The 20,640-nt window shown below is 71.9% G+C and carries 23 protein-coding genes and 6 tRNA genes; 23 read left to right on the forward strand and 6 right to left on the reverse strand.

From position 1 onward, the window contains the following. Positions 1-102: 102 nt before the first annotated feature. The 7 genes from ACWGSR_RS20920 (at position 103) to ACWGSR_RS20950 (ending at position 1,507) form a co-directional block, all read left to right on the forward strand. Positions 103-825, forward strand: coding sequence for an HAD family hydrolase (locus ACWGSR_RS20920; protein ID WP_376246810.1), 723 nt, complete (start codon positions 103-105; stop codon positions 823-825). Positions 826-915: 90 nt separating this feature from the next. Continuing rightward, a tRNA-Gln gene (locus tag ACWGSR_RS20925) sits at positions 916-987 on the forward strand. A gap of 43 nt (positions 988-1,030) precedes the next feature. Next, positions 1,031-1,103, forward strand: a tRNA-Glu gene (locus tag ACWGSR_RS20930). Between the two features lie 14 nt (positions 1,104-1,117). After that, positions 1,118-1,189 (forward strand) — tRNA-Gln (locus ACWGSR_RS20935). A gap of 43 nt (positions 1,190-1,232) precedes the next feature. Further along, positions 1,233-1,305, forward strand: a tRNA-Glu gene (locus ACWGSR_RS20940). A 14-nt stretch (positions 1,306-1,319) separates the two neighbouring features. Continuing rightward, a tRNA-Gln gene (locus ACWGSR_RS20945) sits at positions 1,320-1,391 on the forward strand. A 43-nt stretch (positions 1,392-1,434) separates the two neighbouring features. Continuing rightward, positions 1,435-1,507, forward strand: a tRNA-Glu gene (locus ACWGSR_RS20950). Positions 1,508-1,639: 132 nt separating this feature from the next. Here the strand turns inward: ACWGSR_RS20950 and ndgR are convergent. Next, positions 1,640-2,356, reverse strand: a complete 717-nt coding sequence (gene ndgR, locus ACWGSR_RS20955) for an IclR family transcriptional regulator NdgR (protein ID WP_005311436.1) — start codon at positions 2,354-2,356, stop codon at positions 1,640-1,642. A 140-nt stretch (positions 2,357-2,496) separates the two neighbouring features. On the opposite strand from ndgR, the gene leuC reads away from it, so the two are divergent. From leuC to ACWGSR_RS20975, 4 genes are all read left to right on the forward strand, one after another. Further along, positions 2,497-3,921: a 3-isopropylmalate dehydratase large subunit gene (leuC, locus tag ACWGSR_RS20960; protein WP_453568109.1), complete on the forward strand. Its 1,425-nt coding sequence runs from the start codon at positions 2,497-2,499 to the stop codon at positions 3,919-3,921. Positions 3,922-3,927: 6 nt separating this feature from the next. Continuing rightward, a complete protein-coding gene (gene leuD, locus ACWGSR_RS20965; RefSeq protein WP_376246805.1) occupies positions 3,928-4,521 on the forward strand; it encodes a 3-isopropylmalate dehydratase small subunit in 594 nt (197 codons plus the stop codon). 104 nt (positions 4,522-4,625) lie between these two features. Further along, positions 4,626-4,853, forward strand: a complete 228-nt coding sequence (locus tag ACWGSR_RS20970; RefSeq protein ID WP_376246802.1) for an SCO5555 family protein — start codon at positions 4,626-4,628, stop codon at positions 4,851-4,853. A gap of 143 nt (positions 4,854-4,996) precedes the next feature. Continuing rightward, the gene (locus ACWGSR_RS20975) at positions 4,997-5,692 is read left to right on the forward strand and encodes an HU family DNA-binding protein (protein ID WP_376246799.1); all 696 of its coding nucleotides are present in this window, start codon (positions 4,997-4,999) and stop codon (positions 5,690-5,692) included. Between the two features lie 227 nt (positions 5,693-5,919). Here the strand turns inward: ACWGSR_RS20975 and ACWGSR_RS20980 are convergent, their stop codons facing one another. Both ACWGSR_RS20980 and cofC read right to left on the reverse strand, forming a co-directional pair. Beyond that, a complete protein-coding gene (locus ACWGSR_RS20980) occupies positions 5,920-6,129 on the reverse strand; it encodes a hypothetical protein (RefSeq protein ID WP_376246796.1) in 210 nt (69 codons plus the stop codon). 10 nt (positions 6,130-6,139) lie between these two features. Then, on the reverse strand, positions 6,140-6,787 hold the full coding sequence (cofC, locus tag ACWGSR_RS20985; protein ID WP_376246793.1) for a 2-phospho-L-lactate guanylyltransferase: 648 nt from the start codon (positions 6,785-6,787) through the stop codon (positions 6,140-6,142). Positions 6,788-6,913: 126 nt separating this feature from the next. On the opposite strand from cofC, the gene ACWGSR_RS20990 reads away from it, so the two are divergent. The 3 genes from ACWGSR_RS20990 to ACWGSR_RS21000 all read left to right on the forward strand — a co-directional run bounded on the left by ACWGSR_RS20990 (position 6,914) and on the right by ACWGSR_RS21000 (position 9,903). Next, complete coding sequence (locus ACWGSR_RS20990) at positions 6,914-7,666, forward strand: lysophospholipid acyltransferase family protein (RefSeq protein WP_453568113.1); 753 nt, start codon at positions 6,914-6,916, stop codon at positions 7,664-7,666. After that, positions 7,663-8,664: an NAD(P)H-dependent glycerol-3-phosphate dehydrogenase gene (locus tag ACWGSR_RS20995; protein WP_453568115.1), complete on the forward strand. Its 1,002-nt coding sequence runs from the start codon at positions 7,663-7,665 to the stop codon at positions 8,662-8,664. The genes ACWGSR_RS20990 and ACWGSR_RS20995 overlap by 4 nt, the downstream gene beginning before the upstream one ends. Before the next feature lie 99 nt (positions 8,665-8,763). Beyond that, on the forward strand, positions 8,764-9,903 hold the full coding sequence (locus tag ACWGSR_RS21000) for a D-alanine--D-alanine ligase family protein (protein WP_376246784.1): 1,140 nt from the start codon (positions 8,764-8,766) through the stop codon (positions 9,901-9,903). Between the two features lie 63 nt (positions 9,904-9,966). Here ACWGSR_RS21000 and ACWGSR_RS21005 read toward each other — a convergent pair whose 3' ends face one another. Both ACWGSR_RS21005 and ACWGSR_RS21010 read right to left on the reverse strand, forming a co-directional pair. After that, on the reverse strand, positions 9,967-10,461 hold the full coding sequence (locus ACWGSR_RS21005) for a DUF3515 domain-containing protein (RefSeq protein ID WP_366372355.1): 495 nt from the start codon (positions 10,459-10,461) through the stop codon (positions 9,967-9,969). Between the two features lie 23 nt (positions 10,462-10,484). Beyond that, a complete protein-coding gene (locus tag ACWGSR_RS21010; protein WP_017947604.1) occupies positions 10,485-10,718 on the reverse strand; it encodes an Lrp/AsnC family transcriptional regulator in 234 nt (77 codons plus the stop codon). Positions 10,719-10,951: 233 nt separating this feature from the next. Here ACWGSR_RS21010 and ACWGSR_RS21015 point away from each other — a divergent pair, with 233 nt between their 5' ends. Together ACWGSR_RS21015 and thiD are read left to right on the forward strand one after the other, a co-directional pair. Next, positions 10,952-11,914 carry a thiamine-phosphate kinase gene (locus ACWGSR_RS21015; RefSeq protein WP_062752039.1) on the forward strand — a complete coding sequence of 321 codons (963 nt, stop codon included), beginning with the start codon at positions 10,952-10,954 and terminating at the stop codon, positions 11,912-11,914. Then, positions 11,911-12,705, forward strand: a complete 795-nt coding sequence (gene thiD / locus ACWGSR_RS21020) for a bifunctional hydroxymethylpyrimidine kinase/phosphomethylpyrimidine kinase (protein WP_376233318.1) — start codon at positions 11,911-11,913, stop codon at positions 12,703-12,705. Before ACWGSR_RS21015 ends, thiD begins: the two co-directional genes overlap by 4 nt. A 145-nt stretch (positions 12,706-12,850) precedes the next feature. Here the strand turns inward: thiD and rpmB are convergent, their stop codons facing one another. Then, positions 12,851-13,036, reverse strand: a complete 186-nt coding sequence (rpmB, locus tag ACWGSR_RS21025; protein WP_003957616.1) for a 50S ribosomal protein L28 — start codon at positions 13,034-13,036, stop codon at positions 12,851-12,853. Between the two features lie 237 nt (positions 13,037-13,273). Here rpmB and ACWGSR_RS21030 point away from each other — a divergent pair, with 237 nt between their 5' ends. The 7 genes from ACWGSR_RS21030 (at position 13,274) to rpmF (ending at position 20,635) form a co-directional block, all read left to right on the forward strand. Beyond that, a complete protein-coding gene (locus tag ACWGSR_RS21030; RefSeq protein ID WP_453568119.1) occupies positions 13,274-15,046 on the forward strand; it encodes a DAK2 domain-containing protein in 1,773 nt (590 codons plus the stop codon). Positions 15,047-15,105: 59 nt separating this feature from the next. Continuing rightward, positions 15,106-17,298 carry an ATP-dependent DNA helicase RecG gene (gene recG, locus ACWGSR_RS21035; protein ID WP_453568122.1) on the forward strand — a complete coding sequence of 731 codons (2,193 nt, stop codon included), beginning with the start codon at positions 15,106-15,108 and terminating at the stop codon, positions 17,296-17,298. Between the two features lie 82 nt (positions 17,299-17,380). After that, a complete protein-coding gene (gene rsmD, locus ACWGSR_RS21040; protein ID WP_376233328.1) occupies positions 17,381-17,965 on the forward strand; it encodes a 16S rRNA (guanine(966)-N(2))-methyltransferase RsmD in 585 nt (194 codons plus the stop codon). 26 nt (positions 17,966-17,991) lie between these two features. Next, a complete protein-coding gene (gene coaD, locus ACWGSR_RS21045) occupies positions 17,992-18,471 on the forward strand; it encodes a pantetheine-phosphate adenylyltransferase (RefSeq protein ID WP_376233522.1) in 480 nt (159 codons plus the stop codon). A gap of 110 nt (positions 18,472-18,581) precedes the next feature. After that, the gene (locus tag ACWGSR_RS21050; protein WP_376233331.1) at positions 18,582-19,655 is read left to right on the forward strand and encodes a cell division initiation protein; all 1,074 of its coding nucleotides are present in this window, start codon (positions 18,582-18,584) and stop codon (positions 19,653-19,655) included. A 150-nt stretch (positions 19,656-19,805) separates the two neighbouring features. Continuing rightward, positions 19,806-20,459, forward strand: coding sequence for a YceD family protein (locus tag ACWGSR_RS21055; protein ID WP_453568256.1), 654 nt, complete (start codon positions 19,806-19,808; stop codon positions 20,457-20,459). Between the two features lie 2 nt (positions 20,460-20,461). Continuing rightward, a complete protein-coding gene (rpmF, locus tag ACWGSR_RS21060) occupies positions 20,462-20,635 on the forward strand; it encodes a 50S ribosomal protein L32 (protein ID WP_015036448.1) in 174 nt (57 codons plus the stop codon). Positions 20,636-20,640: the final 5 nt, after the last annotated feature.

Here is a 20,640-nt window from a genome sequence, read left to right on the forward strand (position 1 = left end):
CGCCCCCCCGGCGCGCCCCGGCCCGCCCCCACCCCGCCCGGCCGGCCCCGGCCGCCCCCCCCCCCCCCTCCGGCGCACCCCCGCCGTCGGTACCGTGGCCCCATGACCATCCGGGCGGTCCTCTGGGACATCGACGACACGATCTTCGACTACGCCACCGCCGACACGGCCGGGATGCGCGGCCACCTCGCGGCCGAGGGGCTCCTCGACGGGTTCGGCACGGTGGAGGCGGCCCTCGACCGGTGGCGGGAGCTCACCGTCCTCCACTGGCGCCGCTTCGAGAGGGAGGGCGGCGACTTCCTGGACCAGCGGCGCGACCGGGTCCGCGACTTCCTCGGCCGGCCGGAGCTCACCTCCGCCGAGGCCGACGCCTGGTTCGACCGGTACGTCGTCCACTACGAGGCGGCCTGGGCGCTCTTCCCCGACACCGTGCCCGTGCTCGACCTGCTCGCCCGTGACTACCGTCACGCGGTCCTGTCGAACTCCAGCATCCGCAACCAGGAGCGCAAGCTCCGCGTCCTGGGCATCCGGGACCGCTTCGAGGCCGTCCTGTGCGCCGCCGAGCTCGGCGTGGCCAAGCCCGCCCCGGAGGCCTTCCACGCCGCCTGCACCGCCCTCGGCCTGCCCCCGCACCAGGTGGCGTACGTCGGGGACCAGCCGGACATCGACGCCCGGGGCGCGGTGGAGGCGGGGCTCATGGGCGTCTGGCTGGACCGCGCGGACACCGGCGGCCGGCCCGAGCTGGAGCGGATCACGGAGCTGAGCCAGCTCCCCGACCTGCTGCGCTCGGATACCCGTTTTGGAGCGCGGTCCACCTTCGGGTAATGTTCTTCCTGCGCCGAGGAGAAAAGCCGAAAGGCAAGAGCCCGAAAGCGCAAGCCGAGCAAGATCCCCCTGGCGGGGAAGTTGCCCCGGTGGCCTATGGTGTAATTGGCAGCACGACGGTTTCTGGTTCCGTTAGTCTTGGTTCGAGTCCAGGTAGGCCAGCTCGCAGAGCTCATCTGTAACGTACGCGGATCTCATCCGCAAGGCCCCCGTTGTGTAGCGGCCTAGCACGCCGCCCTCTCAAGGCGGTAGCGCCGGTTCGAATCCGGTCGGGGGTACGGTGTAACCACCATGGCCTATGGTGTAATTGGCAACACTACGGTTTCTGGTACCGTCATTCTTGGTTCGAGTCCAGGTAGGCCAGCTCGCAGAGCTCATCTGCATCGTACGCGGATCTCATCCGCAAGGCCCCCGTTGTGTAGCGGCCTAGCACGCCGCCCTCTCAAGGCGGTAGCGCCGGTTCGAATCCGGTCGGGGGTACGGTGTAACCACCATGGCCTATGGTGTAATTGGCAACACTACGGTTTCTGGTACCGTCATTCTTGGTTCGAGTCCAGGTAGGCCAGCTCGCAGAGCTCATCTGCATCGTACGCGGATCTCATCCGCAAGGCCCCCGTTGTGTAGCGGCCTAGCACGCCGCCCTCTCAAGGCGGTAGCGCCGGTTCGAATCCGGTCGGGGGTACGCACAGAAGAAGCCCTTCCCTTCGGGGAAGGGCTTCTTCGCTGTTCCCCGCCGTACGGCTCCGGACACAACTCCGGCCCACCGCTGCGGCGTTGGAGCGGTGGGCCGGGACGAACGAGGAAAAGGAAAACGTCAGCCGTTGCGGCGGAGCGCCTCGGAGAGGCGGGCGGCGGCGTCGATGACCGCCTGGGCGTGCATGCGGCCCGGGTGGCGCGTCAGGCGCTCGATGGGGCCCGAGACCGACACGGCGGCCACCACGCGGTTCGAGGGGCCGCGCACGGGCGCGGAGACGGACGCGACGCCCGGCTCCCGCTCGCCGATCGACTGGGCCCAGCCGCGGCGCCGCACGCCCGACAGGGCCGTCGCCGTGAAGCGGGCGCCCTGGAGGCCGCGGTGCAGCCGCTCGGGCTCCTCCCAGGCCATCAGGATCTGCGCCGACGAGCCGGCCTTCATGGTCAGCGTCGAGCCGACCGGGACCGTGTCCCGCAGGCCCGAGAGCCGCTCGGCCGCCGCCACGCAGATGCGCATGTCGCCCTGGCGCCGGTAGAGCTGGGCGCTCTCGCCGGTGACGTCGCGCAGATGCGTGAGCACCGGGCCCGCGGTCGCGAGGAGGCGGTCCTCGCCGGCCGCGGCGGCGAGCTCCGCCAGGCGCGGGCCGAGGATGAAACGGCCCTGCATGTCGCGCGCCACCATCCGGTGGTGTTCCAGTGCCACGGCGAGACGATGTGCCGTGGGTCGTGCGAGTCCCGTCGCCGCGACCAGTCCTGCGAGGGTGGCCGGACCGGACTCCAGGGCGCTCAGGACAAGGGCTGCCTTGTCGAGAACGCCTACGCCGCTAGAGTTGTCCATGCAACGATATTCGCGTCTCACTCTGTGAAACGCAAGTTCAATTTCCCGGGGAACTTGTCACTCTGGTGAGGCGGCCGCACAACGGCCCGCGAAACGGGTCTCTAGTTGTGCCGGCGTAGACGTCGGCCGGAGGGAAAGCGATGGGTAGGACACTCGCGGAGAAGGTCTGGGACGACCACGTCGTCCGGCGCGCCGAGGGCGAGCCCGACCTCCTCTTCATCGATCTGCACCTGCTGCACGAGGTGACCAGCCCGCAGGCCTTCGACGGCCTCCGCCAGAACGGCCGGCAGGTGCGGCGCCTCGACCTCACCATCGCCACCGAGGACCACAACACCCCGACCCTCGACATCGACAAGCCGATCGCCGACCCTGTCTCCCGCGCGCAGCTGGAGACCCTCCGCAAGAACTGTGCCGAGTTCGGCGTCCGCCTGCACCCGCTGGGCGACGTCGAGCAGGGCGTCGTCCACGTCGTGGGTCCCCAGCTGGGCCTGACCCAGCCCGGCACCACGGTCGTCTGCGGCGACTCCCACACCTCCACGCACGGCGCCTTCGGCGCGCTGGCGTTCGGCATCGGCACCAGCCAGGTCGAGCACGTCCTCGCCACCCAGACCCTGCCGCTCGCCCGCCCGAAGACCATGGCCATCACGGTCGACGGCGAGCTGCCCGAGGACGTCACCGCCAAGGACCTGATCCTGGCGATCATCGCCAAGATCGGCACCGGCGGCGGCCAGGGCTACATCCTGGAGTACCGCGGCTCCGCCGTCGAGAAGCTCTCGATGGAGGCCCGGATGACCGTCTGCAACATGTCGATCGAGGCCGGCGCCCGCGCGGGCATGATCGCCCCCGACGAGACGACCTTCGCCTATCTGAAGGGCCGCGCCCACGCCCCCGAGGGCGCGGACTGGGACGCCGCCGTCGCGTACTGGAAGACGCTGAAGTCCGACGAGGACGCCGTCTTCGACGCCGAGGTCGTCATCGACGCCGCCTCCCTGGCGCCGTTCGTCACCTGGGGCACCAACCCCGGCCAGGGCGCACCGCTTTCGGCGAACGTCCCCGACCCGGCTTCGTACGAAGACGCTTCGGAGCGCCTCGCCGCCGAAAAGGCCCTGGAGTACATGGGGTTGACCGCCGGGCAGCCGCTGCGCGACATCAAGGTCGACACCGTCTTCGTAGGCTCCTGCACCAACGGCCGCATCGAGGACCTGCGCAACGCCGCCGACCTCCTCCAGGGCCGCAGGGTCGCCGACGGCGTCCGGATGCTGGTCGTCCCCGGCTCCGTCCGGGTCGCCCTCCAGGCCGTCGAGGAGGGACTGGACAAGGTCTTCAAGGAGGCCGGCGCCGAATGGCGGCACGCGGGCTGCTCGATGTGCCTGGGCATGAACCCCGACCAACTGGCCCCCGGCGAGCGCTCCGCCTCCACCTCCAACCGCAACTTCGAGGGCCGGCAGGGCAAGGGCGGCCGGACCCACCTGGTCTCGCCCCAGGTCGCCGCCGCCACCGCCGTACTGGGCCATCTGGCCTCCCCGGCCGACCTGTCCGACGCCGTCACCACCGCGGGGGTCTGAGGAACCATGGAAGCTTTCACCACGCACACCGGCCGGGCCGTCCCGCTGCGCCGCAGCAACGTCGACACCGACCAGATCATCCCCGCGCACTGGCTGAAGAAGGTCACCCGCGACGGCTTCGAGGACGGCCTCTTCGAGGCCTGGCGCAAGGACTCCGAGTTCGTCCTCAACCGCCCCGAGCGGCAGGGCGCCACGGTCCTGGTCGCCGGCCCCGACTTCGGCACCGGCTCCTCCCGCGAGCACGCCGTCTGGGCGCTCCAGAACTACGGCTTCCAGACCGTGATCTCCTCCCGCTTCGCCGACATCTTCCGCGGCAACTCGCTGAAGAACGGCCTGCTGACCGTCGTCCTCCCGCAGGAGACGGTGGACGCGCTCTGGGAGCTGACCGAGGCCGACCCGACTGCCGAGGTCACCGTCGACCTGGAGCGCCGCAAGGTCCTGGCCGCCGGGATCGACGCCGACTTCGAACTCGACGAGAACGCCCGCTGGCGTCTCCTGAACGGACTCGACGACATCAGCCTCACCCTTCAGAACGAAGCCGACATCGCGGCCTACGAGGCAGCCAGGCCCTCCTTCAAACCCCGTACAATTACGGTCTGAGCAGCGCTTTTCCAAGACTGCGCCCCCCACCTTCCGGTGGGGGGCGCAGTCGCTTGTTGGGCCCCTGTCGGGCGACAACTCGCCCTAGATGGCACAATCGGTGCATGGAACGCGACAGCCAACTCGAGCTCTACGAGGCAGTCGCCGCCCGATTGAAGGAAGCGCACACAAGGGTGCGCTCACTGCAAGTCCCGGAGGGCGTAAGGATGGCGCTGTCCCGGAAGCTGCTGGTCGTGACGGCCGCGGCGAAGCACGATCTCAAGGACGCGGCGATGCGTCTGGACCGGTTGATGAAGGACCTCGACGAGGGCCGATTCCCAGAGGACGACTGACACCAGGAACTCCGCAACGGCTCTTCCGCGTTGCGGCACTAGGGTGATTAGCCCGTTTCGTGTTTGATTTGCGGTATATACATGCCTAACGTGCGAAAAAGCTTGAACACTTTCGTTCTGGCAATGTCTCCGAAGGGGAAGACGTGAACAAGGCGCAGCTCGTAGAAGCGATTGCCGACAAGATGGGCGGTCGCCAGCAGGCCGCCGAAGCCGTCGACCACGTGCTCGACGCCATCGTGCGTGCCGTGGTCGGCGGCGACCGGGTCTCCGTCACGGGTTTCGGCTCGTTCGAGAAGGTCGACCGGCCGGCCCGCTACGCCCGCAACCCGCAGACGGGTGAGCGGGTGCGCGTGAAGAAGACCTCCGTCCCCCGCTTCCGCGCCGGTCAGGGCTTCAAGGACCTGGTCAGCGGCTCGAAGAAGCTCCCCAAGGGCGGCGAGGTCTCCGTCAAGAAGGCCCCCAAGGGCAGCCTCACCGGCGGTGCCTCCGCGACGGTGAAGAAGGCCGCCGCCAAGAAGGCCACCACCGCGAAGAAGGCCGCCGCGAAGAAGGCGACCCCGGTGAAGAAGACCACCACGGCCGCCGTCAAGAAGACGACCCCCGCGAAGAAGACCACCACGGCGGCCGCCAAGAAGGCGACCCCCGCCAAGAAGACCGCGACCACCGCCGCCGCGAAGAAGACCTCGGCGGCCGCGAAGAAGACCACCACGGCCGCCGCCAAGAAGACGACGGTCAAGAAGACCGCGCCGGCCGCGAAGAAGGCCACGGCGACGAAGGCGCCCGCCAAGAAGACGACGGCGCGCAAGACCACCGCCAAGAAGACCGCCGCCAAGAAGTAGGACGTGCGGGAACGATCCGCCGGGCCGGGCTCCCTCCGAGGAGCCCGGCCCGCGGCGCGTCCGAAGGCCCGGGCGGGACCGGGAGATCCCGTGCGGCCCGTGCGGCCCGGAGGCCCGGAGACCTGAGGACCCGAAGACCTAAGGACCCGGAGACCTAAGGACCCGGAGACCTAAGGACCCGAAGACCTGAAGACCCGGAGACCTAGGGACCCGGAGACCCGGAGGACCTAGAAGGTCTGGAGCGTCACCAGCGTGATCCGCGGGCCGCCCCCCGGGCCGCCCGGCTCCGTCTCGATCCGCACCCGCTGGCCCGGCCGCAGCAACAGCAGCCCGCCCGCCGCGAAGGCCTCCGCCCCGAACTCCACCGGGGTGCCGTCGTCGAGCAGCACGCTGCCGCTGCGGGTCTCGGGGTCGTACGTGTACGCGGTCGCCTGCATGGACCGCAGCCTATCCGGCCGCCGGCAGCCACTGGGCGGCCGTCCGCGGGCCGAGCCCCAGCTCCCCGGCCGCCGCCAGGTCCTCCCCGGTGTCCACGTCCCGGCGTACGGAATCCACCCCCGCGAGCCGGATTTCCACCGCCCCCGACGACAAATGCCGCAGCCTCGACGCACCCCCGAATGCCGGTGCCAATTCCACTCCCGGAGCAGCCGAGAGGAATGTCGTACCGATTTCGGCGGCGTCCGCGAGAAATGCCCTCGGAAATGCCCGGGCCGCGTCCAGGACCCGGGACAGCTCCGCCGGGCGCAGCGCCGGGAGGTCCGCGTTGAGCGCCGCCACGCGCGCGTGCGGACGCCGGGCCCGCACGGCCCGCGCCCCGTGCGCGAGCGCCGCGTTGAGCCCCGCCGCCGGCGCGTCCGGCACGATCCGCGCCCCCAGCGCCGCGAGGACCCCGCCGGCCGCGGGGTCGTCGGTGACCACCACCGCCTCCCGCACCCGCGCGCAGTCCAGCACCGCTCCCACGGTGTCCTCGGCGAACGCGAGCGCGAGCCGGGGGCGCAGCCGCGCGCCCGCCGCCGCGGCCAGCCTGCTCTTCGCCAGGGCAAGGGGCTTCAGGGGTACGACGAGGGACCAGCCGTCGTCCGCATCGGTGTTCATCGCGGACCATTCTGTCCCGCCCGTGCGGCCCGCCGGAGGGGCCGGGGCGTACGGTGTCACTCGACAGCGCAGGAGCATGGGGCGACACTGACCCCCTGCCAGCCCGTCCCGGAGAAAGGTGTCCGCGTGCCCCGCCGCAGAATCGGCTTCTGGTACCGCCTCGCGGCGGTCATCGCCAAACCCCCCCTGGTGGTTCTGTTCAAGCGGGACTGGCGCGGCATGGAGCACATTCCGGCCGACGGCGGATTCATCACCGCGGTGAACCACAACTCCTACCTGGACCCGCTCTCCTACGCGCACTACCAGTACAACACCGGCCGCGTCCCGCGCTTCCTCGCCAAGGCCGCCCTCTTCAAGGGCTCCTTCGTCGGCACGATGCTGCGCGGCACCGGGCAGATCCCCGTCTACCGCGAGACGACCGACGCGCTCGACGCCTTCCGCGCCGCCGTCGACGCCATCGAGCGCGGCGAGTGCGTCGCCTTCTACCCCGAGGGCACCCTGACCCGCGACCCCGAGATGTGGCCCATGGCCGGCAAGACCGGCGCCGCCCGCGTCGCGCTGCTCACCAAGGCCCCCGTCATCCCGGTGGCCCAGTGGGGCGCGAACCTCGCGGTGCCGCCGTACGCCAAGCAGGACAAGGTCCGGCTCTTCCCCCGCAAGACGCTGATCGTGCAGGCCGGACCGCCGGTCGACCTCTCCCGCTTCCACGGGCTCGAACCCACGCCCGAGGTGCTGCGCGAGGCCACCGAGACCATCATGGCCGCCATCACCGCCCTCCTGGAGGAGGTCCGCGGCGAGCGGGCGCCCGCCGAACCGTACGACCACCGCAGGGCCCGCCTGGAACAACGGCGCAAGGCCGCCGAAGGGGGCACCAAGTGACCAAGGCAGCCGTCTTCGGCAACGGATCCTGGGGCACCGCCTTCGCCATGGTGCTCGCCGACGCGGGCTGCGAGGTGAGCCTCTGGGGCCGCCGCGCCGAGATCGCGAAGGAGATCAACACCACCCGCACCAACCCGGACTACCTGCCGGGAGTCGAACTCCCCGAAGCGGTCACGGCCACCGCCGACCCGGCCGAGGCCGCCGCGGACGCCGACTTCACCGTCCTGGTCGTCCCCTCCCAGACCCTCCGCGGCAACCTCGCCGCCTGGACGCCGCTCCTCGCCTCCGACACCGTCCTCGTCTCCCTCATGAAGGGCGTCGAACTCGGCACCGCCAAGCGGATGAGCGAGGTGATCACCGAGGTCGCGGACGTCCCCGCCGAGCGCGTCGCCGTCCTCACCGGACCCAACCTGGCCAAGGAGATCGCCGCCCGGCAGCCCGCCGCCGCCGTCGCCGCCTGCGTCGACGAGACGGTCGCCCAGCGGCTCCAGACCGCCTGCCTGACCCCGTACTTCCGCCCGTACACCAACACCGACGTGGTGGGCTGCGAGCTCGGCGGCGCCGTCAAGAACGTCATCGGCCTCGCCGTCGGCATCACGGACGGCATGGGTCTCGGCGACAACTCCAAGGCCACGCTCATCACCCGCGGCCTCGCCGAGACCACCCGCCTCGGCCTCGCCATGGGCGCCGACCCGCTCACCTTCTCCGGCCTCGCGGGCCTCGGCGACCTCGTCGCCACCTGCTCCTCGCCGCTCTCCCGGAACCACACCTTCGGCACCAACCTCGGCCGCGGGATGACCCTCCAGGAGACCATCGCGGCCACCAAGCAGACCGCCGAGGGCGTCAAGTCCTGCGAGTCGGTGCTCGATCTGGGCCGCCGCCACGGCGTCGACATGCCCATCACCGAGACCGTCGTCTCCATCGTCCACGAGGGCAAGCCGCCGGTCGTCGCCCTCAAGGAGCTCATGTCGCGCTCGGCGAAGCCCGAACGCCGCTGAGCCGGGGCCCGGGCGGGTCCGGGTGAGCACGGACGACTCGGACGCGCGCGCGGCGGGGCGCTCAGGAGTTCGGGAACCGCAAGGTACCCTCATCGCGATATGAGCGAGAACACCCAGAGCCCCCGCAAGCCGCGCGTGGCCGTCGTCTTCGGCGGACGCAGCTCCGAGCACGCCATCTCCGTCGTCACGGCCGGCGCCGTCCTGAGCGCCATCGACCGGGACAAGTACGACGTGCTGCCCATCGGCATCACGACGGACGGGCGCTGGGCGCTCACCGCCGACGCCCCGGAGCGGATGGCCATCACCGACCGCGCGCTGCCGAACGTCGCCGACCTGGCCGAGTCCGAGCAGGGCGGCGTCGTCCTCTCCGTCGACCCCGCCAACCGCGAGGTCGTCCTCGCCGAGCCCGGCGCCGTGCCGCGCGCCCTCGGCGAGGTCGACGTGGTCTTCCCCGTCCTCCACGGCCCGTACGGCGAGGACGGCACCCTCCAGGGCCTCCTGGAACTCTCCGGCGTCCCCTACGTCGGCGCGGGCGTCCTCGCCTCCGCCGTCGGCCAGGACAAGGAGTACATGAAGCGGGTCTTCGTCTCCTTCGGCCTCCCGGTCGGCCCCTACGAGGTCGTCCGGCCGCGCGAGTGGGAGCAGAACCCGGCCGCCGCCCGCAAGAAGATCGTCGAGTTCGCCGCCGACCACGGCTGGCCGCTCTTCGTGAAGCCCGCCCGCGGCGGCTCGTCCGTCGGCATCACCAAGGTCGACGACCTCTCCGGCCTCGACGAGGCGATCGAGGAGGCCCGCCGCCACGACCCCAAGATCATCGTGGAGGCGCTGGTCCGCGGCCGCGAGATCGAGTGTGGCGTCCTGGAGTTCGAGGACGGCCCGCGCGCCAGCGTGCCGGCCGAGATCCCGCCCGTCACCGACCACGACTTCTACGACTTCGAGGCGAAGTACATCGACTCCGCCTCCGGCATCGTGCCCGCCCCCATCGGGGACGGGGCGACCGCCGAGATCCAGCGCCTGGCCGTCGCCGCCTACGAGGCCGTCTCCTGCGAGGGCCTGGTCCGCGCCGACTTCTTCCTCACCGAGGACGGCGACTTCGTCATCAACGAGATCAACACCATGCCGGGCTTCACGCCCATCTCCATGTACCCGCGCATGTGGCAGGAGAGCGGCGTGAACTACCCCGAGCTGGTCGACCGCCTCCTCCAGGCCGCGCTGACCCGCTCCACGGGCCTGCGCTAGCGGACCGCGACCGGGAGCCGGCCGCGCACGCGCGGCCGGCTCCCCGGGCACGTCCGGACGGCGTCAGGAGCACTCCGGTTCGAGCGCGCACGGGACCGACTCCGCCACGGGGGCGGCGAGATCGGCGAGCGGCCCGGCGTCGTGCTCGTACCGCGCGTCGAGGCTCACCTCGACGTACGTCTCCCGGTACACCGAGGTGAACCGGGGGCCGGAGCCCTCCGGCCGCTCCAGCATCCAGCGCACGCCGTTCGCGGAGACGCCCTGCGCCTTCGCGTCGCTCATCTTTTCGGGCCGGGGGACCCCGCAGCGCAGTACGATCGCACCGTCACCCCACCCGGCGGTCAACTCGGAGCCGGGCTCCGGGTCACTCCGCTCCAGCCCCGCCACGGTGTCGGGCAGCTCCTTCGCCAGCGCCTGGCAGAGAGCGGCCTCCTCCGCCGGAGGGCTGGGGACCGCGACGGACGCCGAGGCGCCCGACGGGGAGCAGCCCGCGGACGCCAGCAGCAGCACGGCGGCCGCGACGGCGGCGGGCAGGCCGAAGGGCCGGTGGGAAGACATCACCGGCCAAGCGTAGACGGGGGCTACAGATGAACGACCGGGCAGGTGAGGGTGCGCGTGATGCCGTCCACTTGCTGGACCTTGGCGACCACCATGCGGCCCAGCTCGTCGACCGTGTCCGCCTGCGCGCGCACGATCACGTCGTACGGACCGGTCACGTCCTCGGCCTGGATCACCCCCGGGATCTTGGAGATGGTGTCGGCGACGGTCGACGCCTTGCCCACCTCGGTCTGAATAAGGATGTACGCCTGTACCACGGAACCTCCAGGGCGGCCACGAGGATCTTGTGGGAGAAAGGGACGCCACGGTACCGCGTCGCCGCGGGCCGCGGGGAGACCCGCGTGTCCCGGGGCATCCGGGGCGTGGCGTACGCAGGACAGAAGTTGACGGCCTACTTGACGGTACCCAGCACGGTGACGGCCCGCGACCCGCGGCGCGCCCAGACGCGCCCCCGCCCGCCGGCCGGCACGAAGACACGAGGTGAGACGCGGTGAAGGGCACAGTCGGAGAGCTGGGCGAGTTCGGGCTCATCAGAGAGCTCACGTCCCGGCTCACCTCCACCCCGGCGGTACGGATCGGGCCCGGCGACGACGCCGCGGTCGTCTCCGCCCCCGACCGGCGCGTGGTGGCCAGCACGGACATCCTGCTCGAAGGACGTCACTTCCGCCGCGACTGGTCGACGGCGTACGACGTCGGCCGCAAGGCCGCCGCGCAGAACCTCGCCGACATCGCCGCCATGGGCGCGGTCCCCACCGCGCTCCTCCTCGGCCTCGTCGTCCCCGCCGAACTCCCCGTTACCTGGCCCACCGAACTCATGGACGGCCTGCGCGACGAATGTCAGGTCGCGGGCGCCGCCGTGGTCGGCGGCGACGTCGTGCGCGGCGACACGATCATGGTCTCCATCACCGCCCTCGGCGACCTGCGCAACCACGACCCGGTCACCCGGGGCGGCGCCCAGCCCGGCGACGTCGTCGCCTACACCGGCTGGCTCGGCTGGTCCGCCGCCGGATACGCGGTCCTCTCGCGCGGCTTCCGCTCCCCGCGCGCCTTCGTCGAGGCCCACCGCAGGCCCGAACCGCCGTACCACGCGGGCCCGGCCGCCGCCGGCCTCGGCGCCACCGCCATGTGCGACGTCAGCGACGGCCTCATCGCGGACCTCGGCCACATCGCGGAGGCCAGCAAGGTCCGCATCGACCTGCGCTCCGGGCTCATCGACATCCCCACCCAGATGCACGACATCGGCCAGGCCGTCGGCGTCGACCCCATGCAGTGGGTGCTCACCGGGGGAGAGGACCACGCCATCGTCGCCACCTTCCCGCCGGACGTGAAGCTCCCCGCCCGCTGGAAGGTCATCGGCGAGGTCCTCAACCCCTCGGCGCTGCCCCAGGTCACCGTGGACGGCGCGCCCTGGCACGCGGCCGGCGGCTGGGACCACTTCGGGGAGACGGAGTGAAGCCCCCGCTGGTCCTGACCGTCGCCGGGTCCGACTCCGGCGGCGGCGCGGGCGTCCAGGCCGACCTGAAGACGATGCTGGCGCTCGGCGTCCACGGCATGAGCGTCCTCACCGCCGTCACCGCGCAGAACTCCCGGGGCGTCCAGGGCGTCTGGGAACTGCCCGTGGAGGCCGTGCGCGCCCAGTACCGGTCCGTCGTCGACGACATCGGCGTCCAGGCCGTGAAGACCGGCATGCTGGCCACCGCCCCGCTCGTGGAGACCGTCGCGGAACTCCTCGCGGACACCGCCGCGCCCGTCGTCGTCGACCCGGTCGGGGTCTCCAAGCACGGCGACCCGCTCCTCGCCGCGTCCGCGCTCGACGCCGTCCGCACGAAGCTGCTGCCCCTCGCGACCGTCGCCACGCCCAACCTGGACGAGGTGACGCAGCTCGTCGACGTGCACGTCGTGTACGAGAGCGACATGAGGAACGCCGCCGAGGGCATCCTGTCGTACGGACCGGAGTGGGTCCTGATCAAGGGCGGGCACCTGCCCACGGGCCGGGAGGCGGTGGACCTGCTCACGGACGGCGAGGAGGAGCACTGGTTCCGCGCCCCGCGCCTCGACAACCGGCACACCCACGGGACGGGCTGCACGCTCGCCTCGGCGATCGCCTCCGGGCTCGCCAAGGGGCGCACGGTGCCGGAGGCGGTACGGGAGGCCAAGGAGTACGTGACCGGGGCCATCGGCGCGGGATTCGCCCTGGGCACGGGCATAGGCCCGGTCGACCACGGCTGGCGGTTCAGGGACTGAGCCGGTTCGGGGGCCGAGTCGGTCCGGGAGTGTCACACGCCCCCGGACCCGATCCCGCTTCCGGGCATGGCAAGAGGCCGGTCCACCGAGGTGGACCGGCCTCTCAAGGCAACCGCAGGGGCTGCGCTACGACGGAACGTCGCGGTTAGCGCGAGACCTTGCCGGCCTTGATGCACGAGGTGCAGACGTTGAGCCGCTTCGGCGTCCGACCGACCACGGCACGCACGCGCTGGATGTTCGGGTTCCAGCGACGGGACGTACGGCGGTGCGAGTGCGAAATGTTGTTGCCGAAGCCCGGCCCCTTGCCGCAGACGTCGCAGTTGGCAGCCACGGGTCACTCCAAAGACTTCAGAATTACAGTGAAATCCGGCGCACCGGAATCAGGAGTCTGAAGTGGCTTGCCGGGGAACGGCCCGGATTGAACCGGGCAACCGAAGCAGCATACAACGACTGCCTCGGTGGAACGAAACTACCATGTTCCCCGCCGGCCCCGCCCCGGGCCCCGGTCACGCCCGGGACACCTCCGGTCTACCCTGCGGTGAGCTCACCGCCGAAGGAGGACCCCCCGTTGTCGCGAGCCCTTCAGCCTGACGAGGAGCTCGTCGAGCTCGACGCCGAAGCGGTCCGGACCTGGTGCGCGAGGGCCCTCGACGCCCTCGGGCGGGAGCGCGAGGAGATCGACGCGATCAACGTCTACCCGGTCGCGGACGGGGACACCGGCACCAACCTCTACCTGACGGCGGAAGCCGCCCACCGGGCCGTCGAAGCGGTCTCCGCCGCCTCCGGCCCGGACACGGCCGAGACCGTACGGGCCATGGCCCGCGGCGCCCTCCTCGGCGCCCGCGGCAACTCCGGGACCATCCTCTCCCAGCTCCTGCGCGGCATGGCGACCGTCCTCGCCGGCGGATGTGACGGTGATCACCTCGCCCGCGCCCTCGCCGAGGCCGCGCGCGAGGCCCGGCAGGCCGTCGCCCGCCCCGTGGAGGGCACCATCCTCACCGTGGCGAGCGCCGCCGCCGAGGCCTGCGCGGCGGGCGGCACGCTCGCGGAGGTGGCCCGCGCCGCCCACGAGGGGGCCGCGACCGCCCTGGCGGCCACCTCCGGCCAGCTCGACGTGCTCGCACGCGCCGGGGTCGTGGACGCGGGCGGCCGGGGCCTGGTGGCCGTCCTCGGCGCCCTCCTGGAGACCGTCACCGGCCGGACCCCGGACCGCCCCCGGACCGCGCCGCTCCCGCCGGCCGCCCCCCGCGAGGACTGCGCCGGCGAGGACGGCCCCGCCTACGAGGTGATCTACCTCCTGGAGGCCGACGGGCCGGCCGTCGAACTGCTGCGCTCCCGCCTCGACGCGCTGGGGGAGTCCCTGGTCGTCGTCGGCGGCGACGGGCTCTGGAACGTCCACGTGCACGTGGACGACGCGGGCGCCGCCGTCGAGGCCGGCGTCGAGGCCGGCCGGCCCCACCGGATCCGCATCACCCACTTCGCGTCCGCCGCGCCGCCCGCGCCGGGGCGCGGCGCCGCGCAGGGGGCCGGGAGCGGGGCCGACGACCGGTACGGGACCGACGGCGCCCACGGGGACCGGTACGGGACCGGCGACGGGTACGCGCACGCGTGCGGGACCGGGGGCGACGGGTACGCGCACGCGTGCGGCACCGAGGACGACGCCGCACGCGGGGAACGCGTCCCGCGCGCGATCGTCGCCGTCGTCCCCGGCGAGGGCCTCGCCGGGCTCTGCGCCGAGGCCGGCGCGACCACCGTGCGGACCCGCCCCGGCGAACCCCCCGCCGAGGACGAGCTCGTCGAGGCCGTCCGGCGGGCGCACGCGCGCGAGGTCGTCCTCCTGCCCAACGACACCGACCTGCGCGAGACCGCCGCCGCGGCCGCCGAACGCGTCAGGGCCGAGGGCGTCCGCGTCGCCCTCGTCCCCACCCGGTCCGCCGTCCAGGGCATCGCCGCCCTCGCCGTCCACGAACCCGGCCGGCGCTTCGACGAGGACGTCGTCGCCATGACGGCCGCCGCCGGAGCCACCCGCTACGCCGAACTCGCCGTCGCCGAACACCGGTCCTTCACCTCGGCCGGCGTCTGCCAGGCCGGCGACGTCCTCGGCCTCATCGAGGGCGACGTCGCCGTCATCGGCAAGGACCTCACCGAGACCGCCCGCACCGTCCTGGACCGGATGCTCTCGGCGGGCGGCGAACTCGTCACCCTCGTCGTCGCCGACGACACCCCGCCCGGCCTCGCCGCCGACCTCGAACGCCACGTCCGCCGCGGCTACCTGGCCGTCGACACCACCACGTACCACGCGGGCGCGGAGGCCCCGCCGCTGCTCATCGGGGTGGAATAGGCGCCGATCCCCGGGGTCGTCCACAGCCCTCGCCCCGACTGTCGGTCCCGTGGTGTGCAATGGAACGCGTGCCCGCGCTCGACGAACCACTCAAGAAGTCCCTCGGCCCCGCCACCGCCAAGGTCATGGCCGAGGCGCTCGACCTGCACACGGTCGGGGACCTGCTGCACCACTACCCCCGCCGGTACGCCGAGCGCGGGGAGCTGACCACCCTCTCCGACCTGCCGCTCGACGAGCACGTCACGGTGGTCGCGCAGGTCGCCGACGCCCGCGTGCTGACCTTCAACGGCTCCAAGGGGCGCGGCCAGCGCCTCGAAGTGACCATCACCGACGGCAGCGGCCGCCTCCAGCTGGTCTTCTTCGGCAAGGGCGTGCACAAGCCGCACAAGGACCTGCTGCCCGGCACCCGCGCGATGTTCGCCGGCAAGGTCTCGCTCTTCAACCGGCGCCTCCAGCTCGCCCACCCGTCGTACGAACTCCTGCGCGGCGACCGCGAGGAGGCCGTGGACGTCTGGGCCGGGGCCCTCATCCCGATCTACCCGGCCACCACCAAGCTGGAGTCCTGGAAGATCGCCAAGGCCGTCGACGCGGTCCTGCCGGGCACCGTCGACGCAGTCGACCCGCTCCCGGACGCCCTGCGCGAGGGCCGCGGCCTCGCCGAACTGCCCGACGCCCTGCGGATGATCCACCGGCCCCGCACCAAGGCCGACATCGCCGCCGCCCGGGAGCGGCTCAAGTGGGACGAGGCCTTCGTCCTCCAGGTCGCCCTCGCCCGCCGCCGGCACGCCGACACCCAACTGCCCGCCGTCCCCCGGCGACCCGCCCCCGACGGCATCCTCGACGCCTTCGACGCCAAGCTCCCCTTCACCCTCACCGACGGCCAGCGGAAGGTCTCGAAGGAGATCTTCGACGACCTCGCCACCGACCACCCCATGCACCGCCTCCTCCAGGGCGAGGTCGGCAGCGGGAAGACGATGGTGGCCCTGCGCGCCATGCTCGCCGTCGTCGACTCCGGGGGACAGGCCGCGATGCTCGCGCCCACCGAGGTCCTCGCCCAGCAGCACCACCGCTCCGTCACCGAGATGATGGGCGAGCTCGCCGAGGGAGGGATGCTCGGCGGCGCGGACCGCGCCACCAAGGTCGTCCTGCTCACCGGCTCCATGGGCGCCGCCGCCCGCCGCCACGCCCTCCTGGACCTGGTCACCGGCGAGGCCGGGATCGTCATCGGCACGCACGCCCTGATCGAGGACAAGGTTCAGTTCCACGACCTGGGTCTGGTCGTCGTCGACGAGCAGCACCGCTTCGGCGTCGAACAGCGCGACGCCCTGCGCGGCAAGGGCAAGCAGCCCCCGCACCTCCTCGTCATGACCGCGACGCCCATCCCGCGCACGGTCGCCATGACCGTCTTCGGCGACCTGGAGACCTCCGTCCTCGACCAGCTGCCCGCCGGCCGCTCCCCGATCGCCAGCCACGTCGTCCCCGCCGCCGACAAGCCGCACTTCCTCGCGCGCGCCTGGGAACGGGTCCGCGAGGAGGTCGAGAACGGGCACCAGGCGTACGTGGTCTGCCCTCGCATCGGCGACGAGGAGGACCAGAAGAAGAAGCCCAAGGCGTCCGAGGGGGACGACGCCGAGAAGCGGCCCCCGCTCGCCGTCCTCGACGTCGCCGAGAAGCTCCGCACCGGCCCCCTCGCCGGCCTGCGGATCGCCGTCCTGCACGGCCGCATGCACCCCGACGACAAGGACGACGTCATGCGCCGCTTCGCCGCCGGCGACCTCGACGTCCTCGTCGCCACCACCGTCATCGAGGTCGGCGTCAACGTCCCCAACGCCACCGCCATGGTGATCATGGACGCGGACCGCTTCGGCGTCTCCCAGCTCCACCAGCTCCGCGGCCGCGTCGGCCGCGGCTCCGCCCCCGGCCTCTGCCTCCTCGTCACCGAGATGCCCGAGGCGAGCCCCGCCCGCCAGCGCCTCGGCGCCGTCGCCTCCACCCTCGACGGCTTCGAGCTCTCCCGCATCGACCTCGAACAGCGGCGCGAGGGCGACGTCCTCGGCCAGGCCCAGTCCGGCGTCCGCTCCTCCCTGCGGGTCCTCACCGTCATCGACGACGAGGAGGTCATCGCCGCCGCCCGCGAGGAGGCCACCGCCCTCGTCCTCGCCGACCCGGACCTCACCACCCAGCCGGGCCTGCGCACCGCCCTCGACGCCCTCCTCGACAAGGACCGGGAGGAGTACCTGGAGAAGGGCTGACCGCCCACCGGTCCCCCCGCGGCCATATCCTGAGACGTACGCACTGGACGTACGCACTGGACGACGCAGGACGAGGACACCGATGACCCGCGTGATCGCCGGTACGGCCGGCGGCCGGCGCCTGGCCGTGCCGCCCGGCAACGGCACCCGCCCCACCTCCGACCGGGCGCGCGAGGGCCTCTTCTCCACCTGGGAGGCGCTCCACGGCACCCTCGACGGGACCAGGGTCGCCGACCTGTACGCGGGCTCCGGCGCCGTCGGCCTGGAGGCGCTCTCCCGGGGCGCCGCCCACGCCCTCCTCGTCGAGGCCGACCCCCGCGCGGCCAGGACCATCCGGGACAACGTCCGGGCGATCGGCCTGCCGGGCGCGGAGCTCCGCACCGGCAAGGCCGAGCAGGTCGTCACCGGACCGGCCCCCGCCGACCCGTACGACCTGGTCTTCCTCGACCCGCCGTACGCCGTCGGGGACGCGGACCTCCGGGAGATTCTCCTCACACTGCGCGCGGAGGGCTGGCTGAGCGAGGATGCCCTCGTCACCGTGGAGCGCAGCACCCGAGGCGGGGAGTTCGGCTGGCCGGCCGGTTTCGAGCCACTGCGGGCCCGTCGTTACGGCGAGGGAACGTTTTGGTACGGTCGCGCCGCCTCTACGTGCGAAGACGCACGATGACCGGACCGGAGAGCGAGGGACCCAAGTTGCGCCGCGCCGTCTGTCCGGGGTCATTCGACCCCATCACCAACGGACACCTCGACATCATCGCCCGCGCCTCCAAGCTGTACGACGTCGTACACGTGGCCGTGATGATCAACCAGTCGAAGAAAGGTCTCTTCACGGTCGACGAGCGGATCGAACTGATCCGCGAGGTCACCGCCGACTTCGGCAACGTCGAGGTGGAGTCCTTCCACGGCCTGCTCGTCGACTTCTGCAAGCAGCGCGACATCCCCGCCATCGTCAAGGGCCTGCGCGCGGTCAGCGACTTCGACTACGAGCTGCAGATGGCCCAGATGAACAACGGCCTCTCGGGCGTGGAGACCCTCTTCGTCCCCACCAACCCGACGTACAGCTTCCTCTCCTCCTCCCTGGTCAAGGAGGTGGCGGCCTGGGGCGGCGACGTCTCCCACCTGGTCCCGCCGCTGGTCCTCGGGCAGCTGACCGAGCGGCTCGCACAGAAGTGACGCGCGGCCACCGCCGCTGACGCTCCGTCACCTGGTGTCGGACGGGCACCGACTGCCCTTACAGTCGTCCCGTCCTTCTCCAACCGGCTGTAGAGAGTGGCGAGCACCAGGTGGACGTGCAGAAGAAGCTCGACGAGATCGTGGCGACCGTGCAGGGCGCCCGCTCCATGCCCATGTCGGCATCCTGCGTGGTCAACCGCGCCGAGCTGCTCGCCCTGCTGGAAGAGGTGCGGGAGGCCCTGCCCGGCTCCCTCGCCCAGGCCCGGGAGCTGATCGGCGGCCGCGAGCAGATGGTCGAGCAGGCCCGCCAGGAGGCCGATCGGATCATCGAGGCCGCCCACGCCGAGCGCGGCTCGATCGTCTCCGACTCCCAGGTCGCCCGGGAGTCGCAGGAGGAGGCCGACCGGATCCTCTCCGAGGCCCGCCGCGAGGCCGAGGAGGTCCGCGCCGAGGCCGACGACTACGTCGACTCCAAGCTCGCCAACTTCGAGGTCGTCCTCAACAAGACCATCGGCTCCGTCGACCGGGGCCGCGAGAAGCTCCTCGGCCGCGGCCCGGGGCTCGGGCCGGACGGTTACGCCGACGAGGACGCCCCCGAGTACAGCGCCGACCCGCAGACGCTGATCCACCGGGCGGACGATTACGTGGACGCCAAGCTGGGCGCCTTCGAGGCGGTCCTCAGCAAGACCCTGGAGGCCGTCGGGCGGGGCCGGCAGAAGCTGCACGGCCGGATCGCCAGCGACGCCCTCGGCGAGCACATGGCCGCCCAGGAGGGGCTCGGCGGCACGGTCCACACCAGCGACGCCGACTACCTGGCCGGCCTCGCGGAGCTCTCCGACCCCGAGCCGGCGCAGCCGCCCGCCCCCCAGATCCCTGCGCAGGCCCAGGCGCAGGTCCCGGCCCCGCCGCAGCATCAGCCCGACCCGTACGGGTACCAGCAGCAGGACCCCTACGCGTACCAGCAGGTCCAGCAGCAGCCGGACCCCTACGCCTACCAGCAGCAGGCCGACCCGTACGCCTACCAGCAGCAGGACCCCTACGCGTACCAGCAGCCCGCCCCGCCGGCCCACCAGCCCCAGCAGGCCGCCGCGCTCGACGAGACCAGCTTCTTCGACACGAGCATGATCGACCTGGACCAGCTGCGCCGGTACGAGCAGCAGTACGACCAGGGGCAGCAGCAGTAGGGGAACGGGTGAAGGGCCCGGATTGGGCCCTGGGCGAAGCGTCCAGTATCCTGGCTCTTCGGTCACGCGTATGCCCGTGACCCGTGCTGCCCACGGTCGGCAGCCCACGAACCTTCCCCGACGCAGAACGATCCGAAAGCAGGAAGAGCCCTGAGCACGCGCCTCGACCACCGCAACCCCCTCGTGTTCGACACGCACGAGCTGGGGCGGCGTCCTGGTGCCCTGCAGCGGCTCTCGCGATCGGTCGAGGCCCCCGCGGCCATGGGCGTCGAAGGAGTGATCGGAGTGCCCGAGGGCGCCCCGGTCGACATCGATCTCCGTCTTGAGTCGGTCATGGAAGGGGTGCTTGTCACAGGCACCGCCCGTGCGTCGGCCGAGGGGGAGTGCGTAAGGTGTCTGGAGCCCGTCGAGCTGGAACTCGACGTGGACTTCCAGGAGATGTTCTCGTACCCCGACTCCGACGACCGGGGCCGCTCCAGGGCGGCCGCGGACGACGAAGCCGAGGGTGAAGAGGACATGATCCCCCTCGAGGACGGCATGTTCGACCTCGAACCCGTGCTGCGCGATGCGGTGGTGCTCGCACTGCCGATGCAGCCGGTGTGCCGGGAGGATTGTGCGGGTCTGTGTTCCGAATGCGGGACCAACCTGAACGAGAACCCGGACCACCACCACGACGCCGTCGACATCCGTTGGGCGGCACTGCAGGGACTCGCCGGTTCGCTGGGAACCGATGAGAAGGACAACATGAGCGGCAAAGCCTCTGACGGGGACGTCCGAAGCGCCGCCGAGAAGCAGGAGAAGTAGCCGTGGCTGTTCCGAAGCGGAAGATGTCGCGCAGCAACACGCGCCACCGCCGGTCGCAGTGGAAGGCTGCGGTCCCCACCCTGGTTTCGTGTGAGCGTTGCCAGGAGCCGAAGCTGCAGCACATCGCGTGCCCGAGCTGCGGCACCTACAACAAGCGCCAGGTCCTCTCGGTCTGATTGGG

The organism is Streptomyces sp. NPDC055632 (assembly GCF_053618675.1).

Excerpts from the sequence above, each read along its gene's own strand:
- ACWGSR_RS20920 (WP_376246810.1), top strand. The coding sequence starts at position 103 with ATGACCATCCGGGCGGTCCTCTGGGACATCGACGACACGATCTTCGAC.
- ndgR (WP_005311436.1), bottom strand. The coding sequence starts at position 2,356 with ATGGACAACTCTAGCGGCGTAGGCGTTCTCGACAAGGCAGCCCTTGTC.
- leuC (WP_453568109.1), top strand. The coding sequence starts at position 2,497 with ATGGGTAGGACACTCGCGGAGAAGGTCTGGGACGACCACGTCGTCCGG.
- leuD (WP_376246805.1), top strand. The coding sequence starts at position 3,928 with ATGGAAGCTTTCACCACGCACACCGGCCGGGCCGTCCCGCTGCGCCGC.
- ACWGSR_RS20970 (WP_376246802.1), top strand. The coding sequence starts at position 4,626 with ATGGAACGCGACAGCCAACTCGAGCTCTACGAGGCAGTCGCCGCCCGA.
- ACWGSR_RS20980 (WP_376246796.1), bottom strand. The coding sequence starts at position 6,129 with ATGCAGGCGACCGCGTACACGTACGACCCCGAGACCCGCAGCGGCAGC.
- cofC (WP_376246793.1), bottom strand. The coding sequence starts at position 6,787 with ATGAACACCGATGCGGACGACGGCTGGTCCCTCGTCGTACCCCTGAAG.
- ACWGSR_RS21000 (WP_376246784.1), top strand. The coding sequence starts at position 8,764 with ATGAGCGAGAACACCCAGAGCCCCCGCAAGCCGCGCGTGGCCGTCGTC.
- ACWGSR_RS21005 (WP_366372355.1), bottom strand. The coding sequence starts at position 10,461 with ATGTCTTCCCACCGGCCCTTCGGCCTGCCCGCCGCCGTCGCGGCCGCC.
- recG (WP_453568122.1), top strand. The coding sequence starts at position 15,106 with ATGGAACGCGTGCCCGCGCTCGACGAACCACTCAAGAAGTCCCTCGGC.
- rsmD (WP_376233328.1), top strand. The coding sequence starts at position 17,381 with ATGACCCGCGTGATCGCCGGTACGGCCGGCGGCCGGCGCCTGGCCGTG.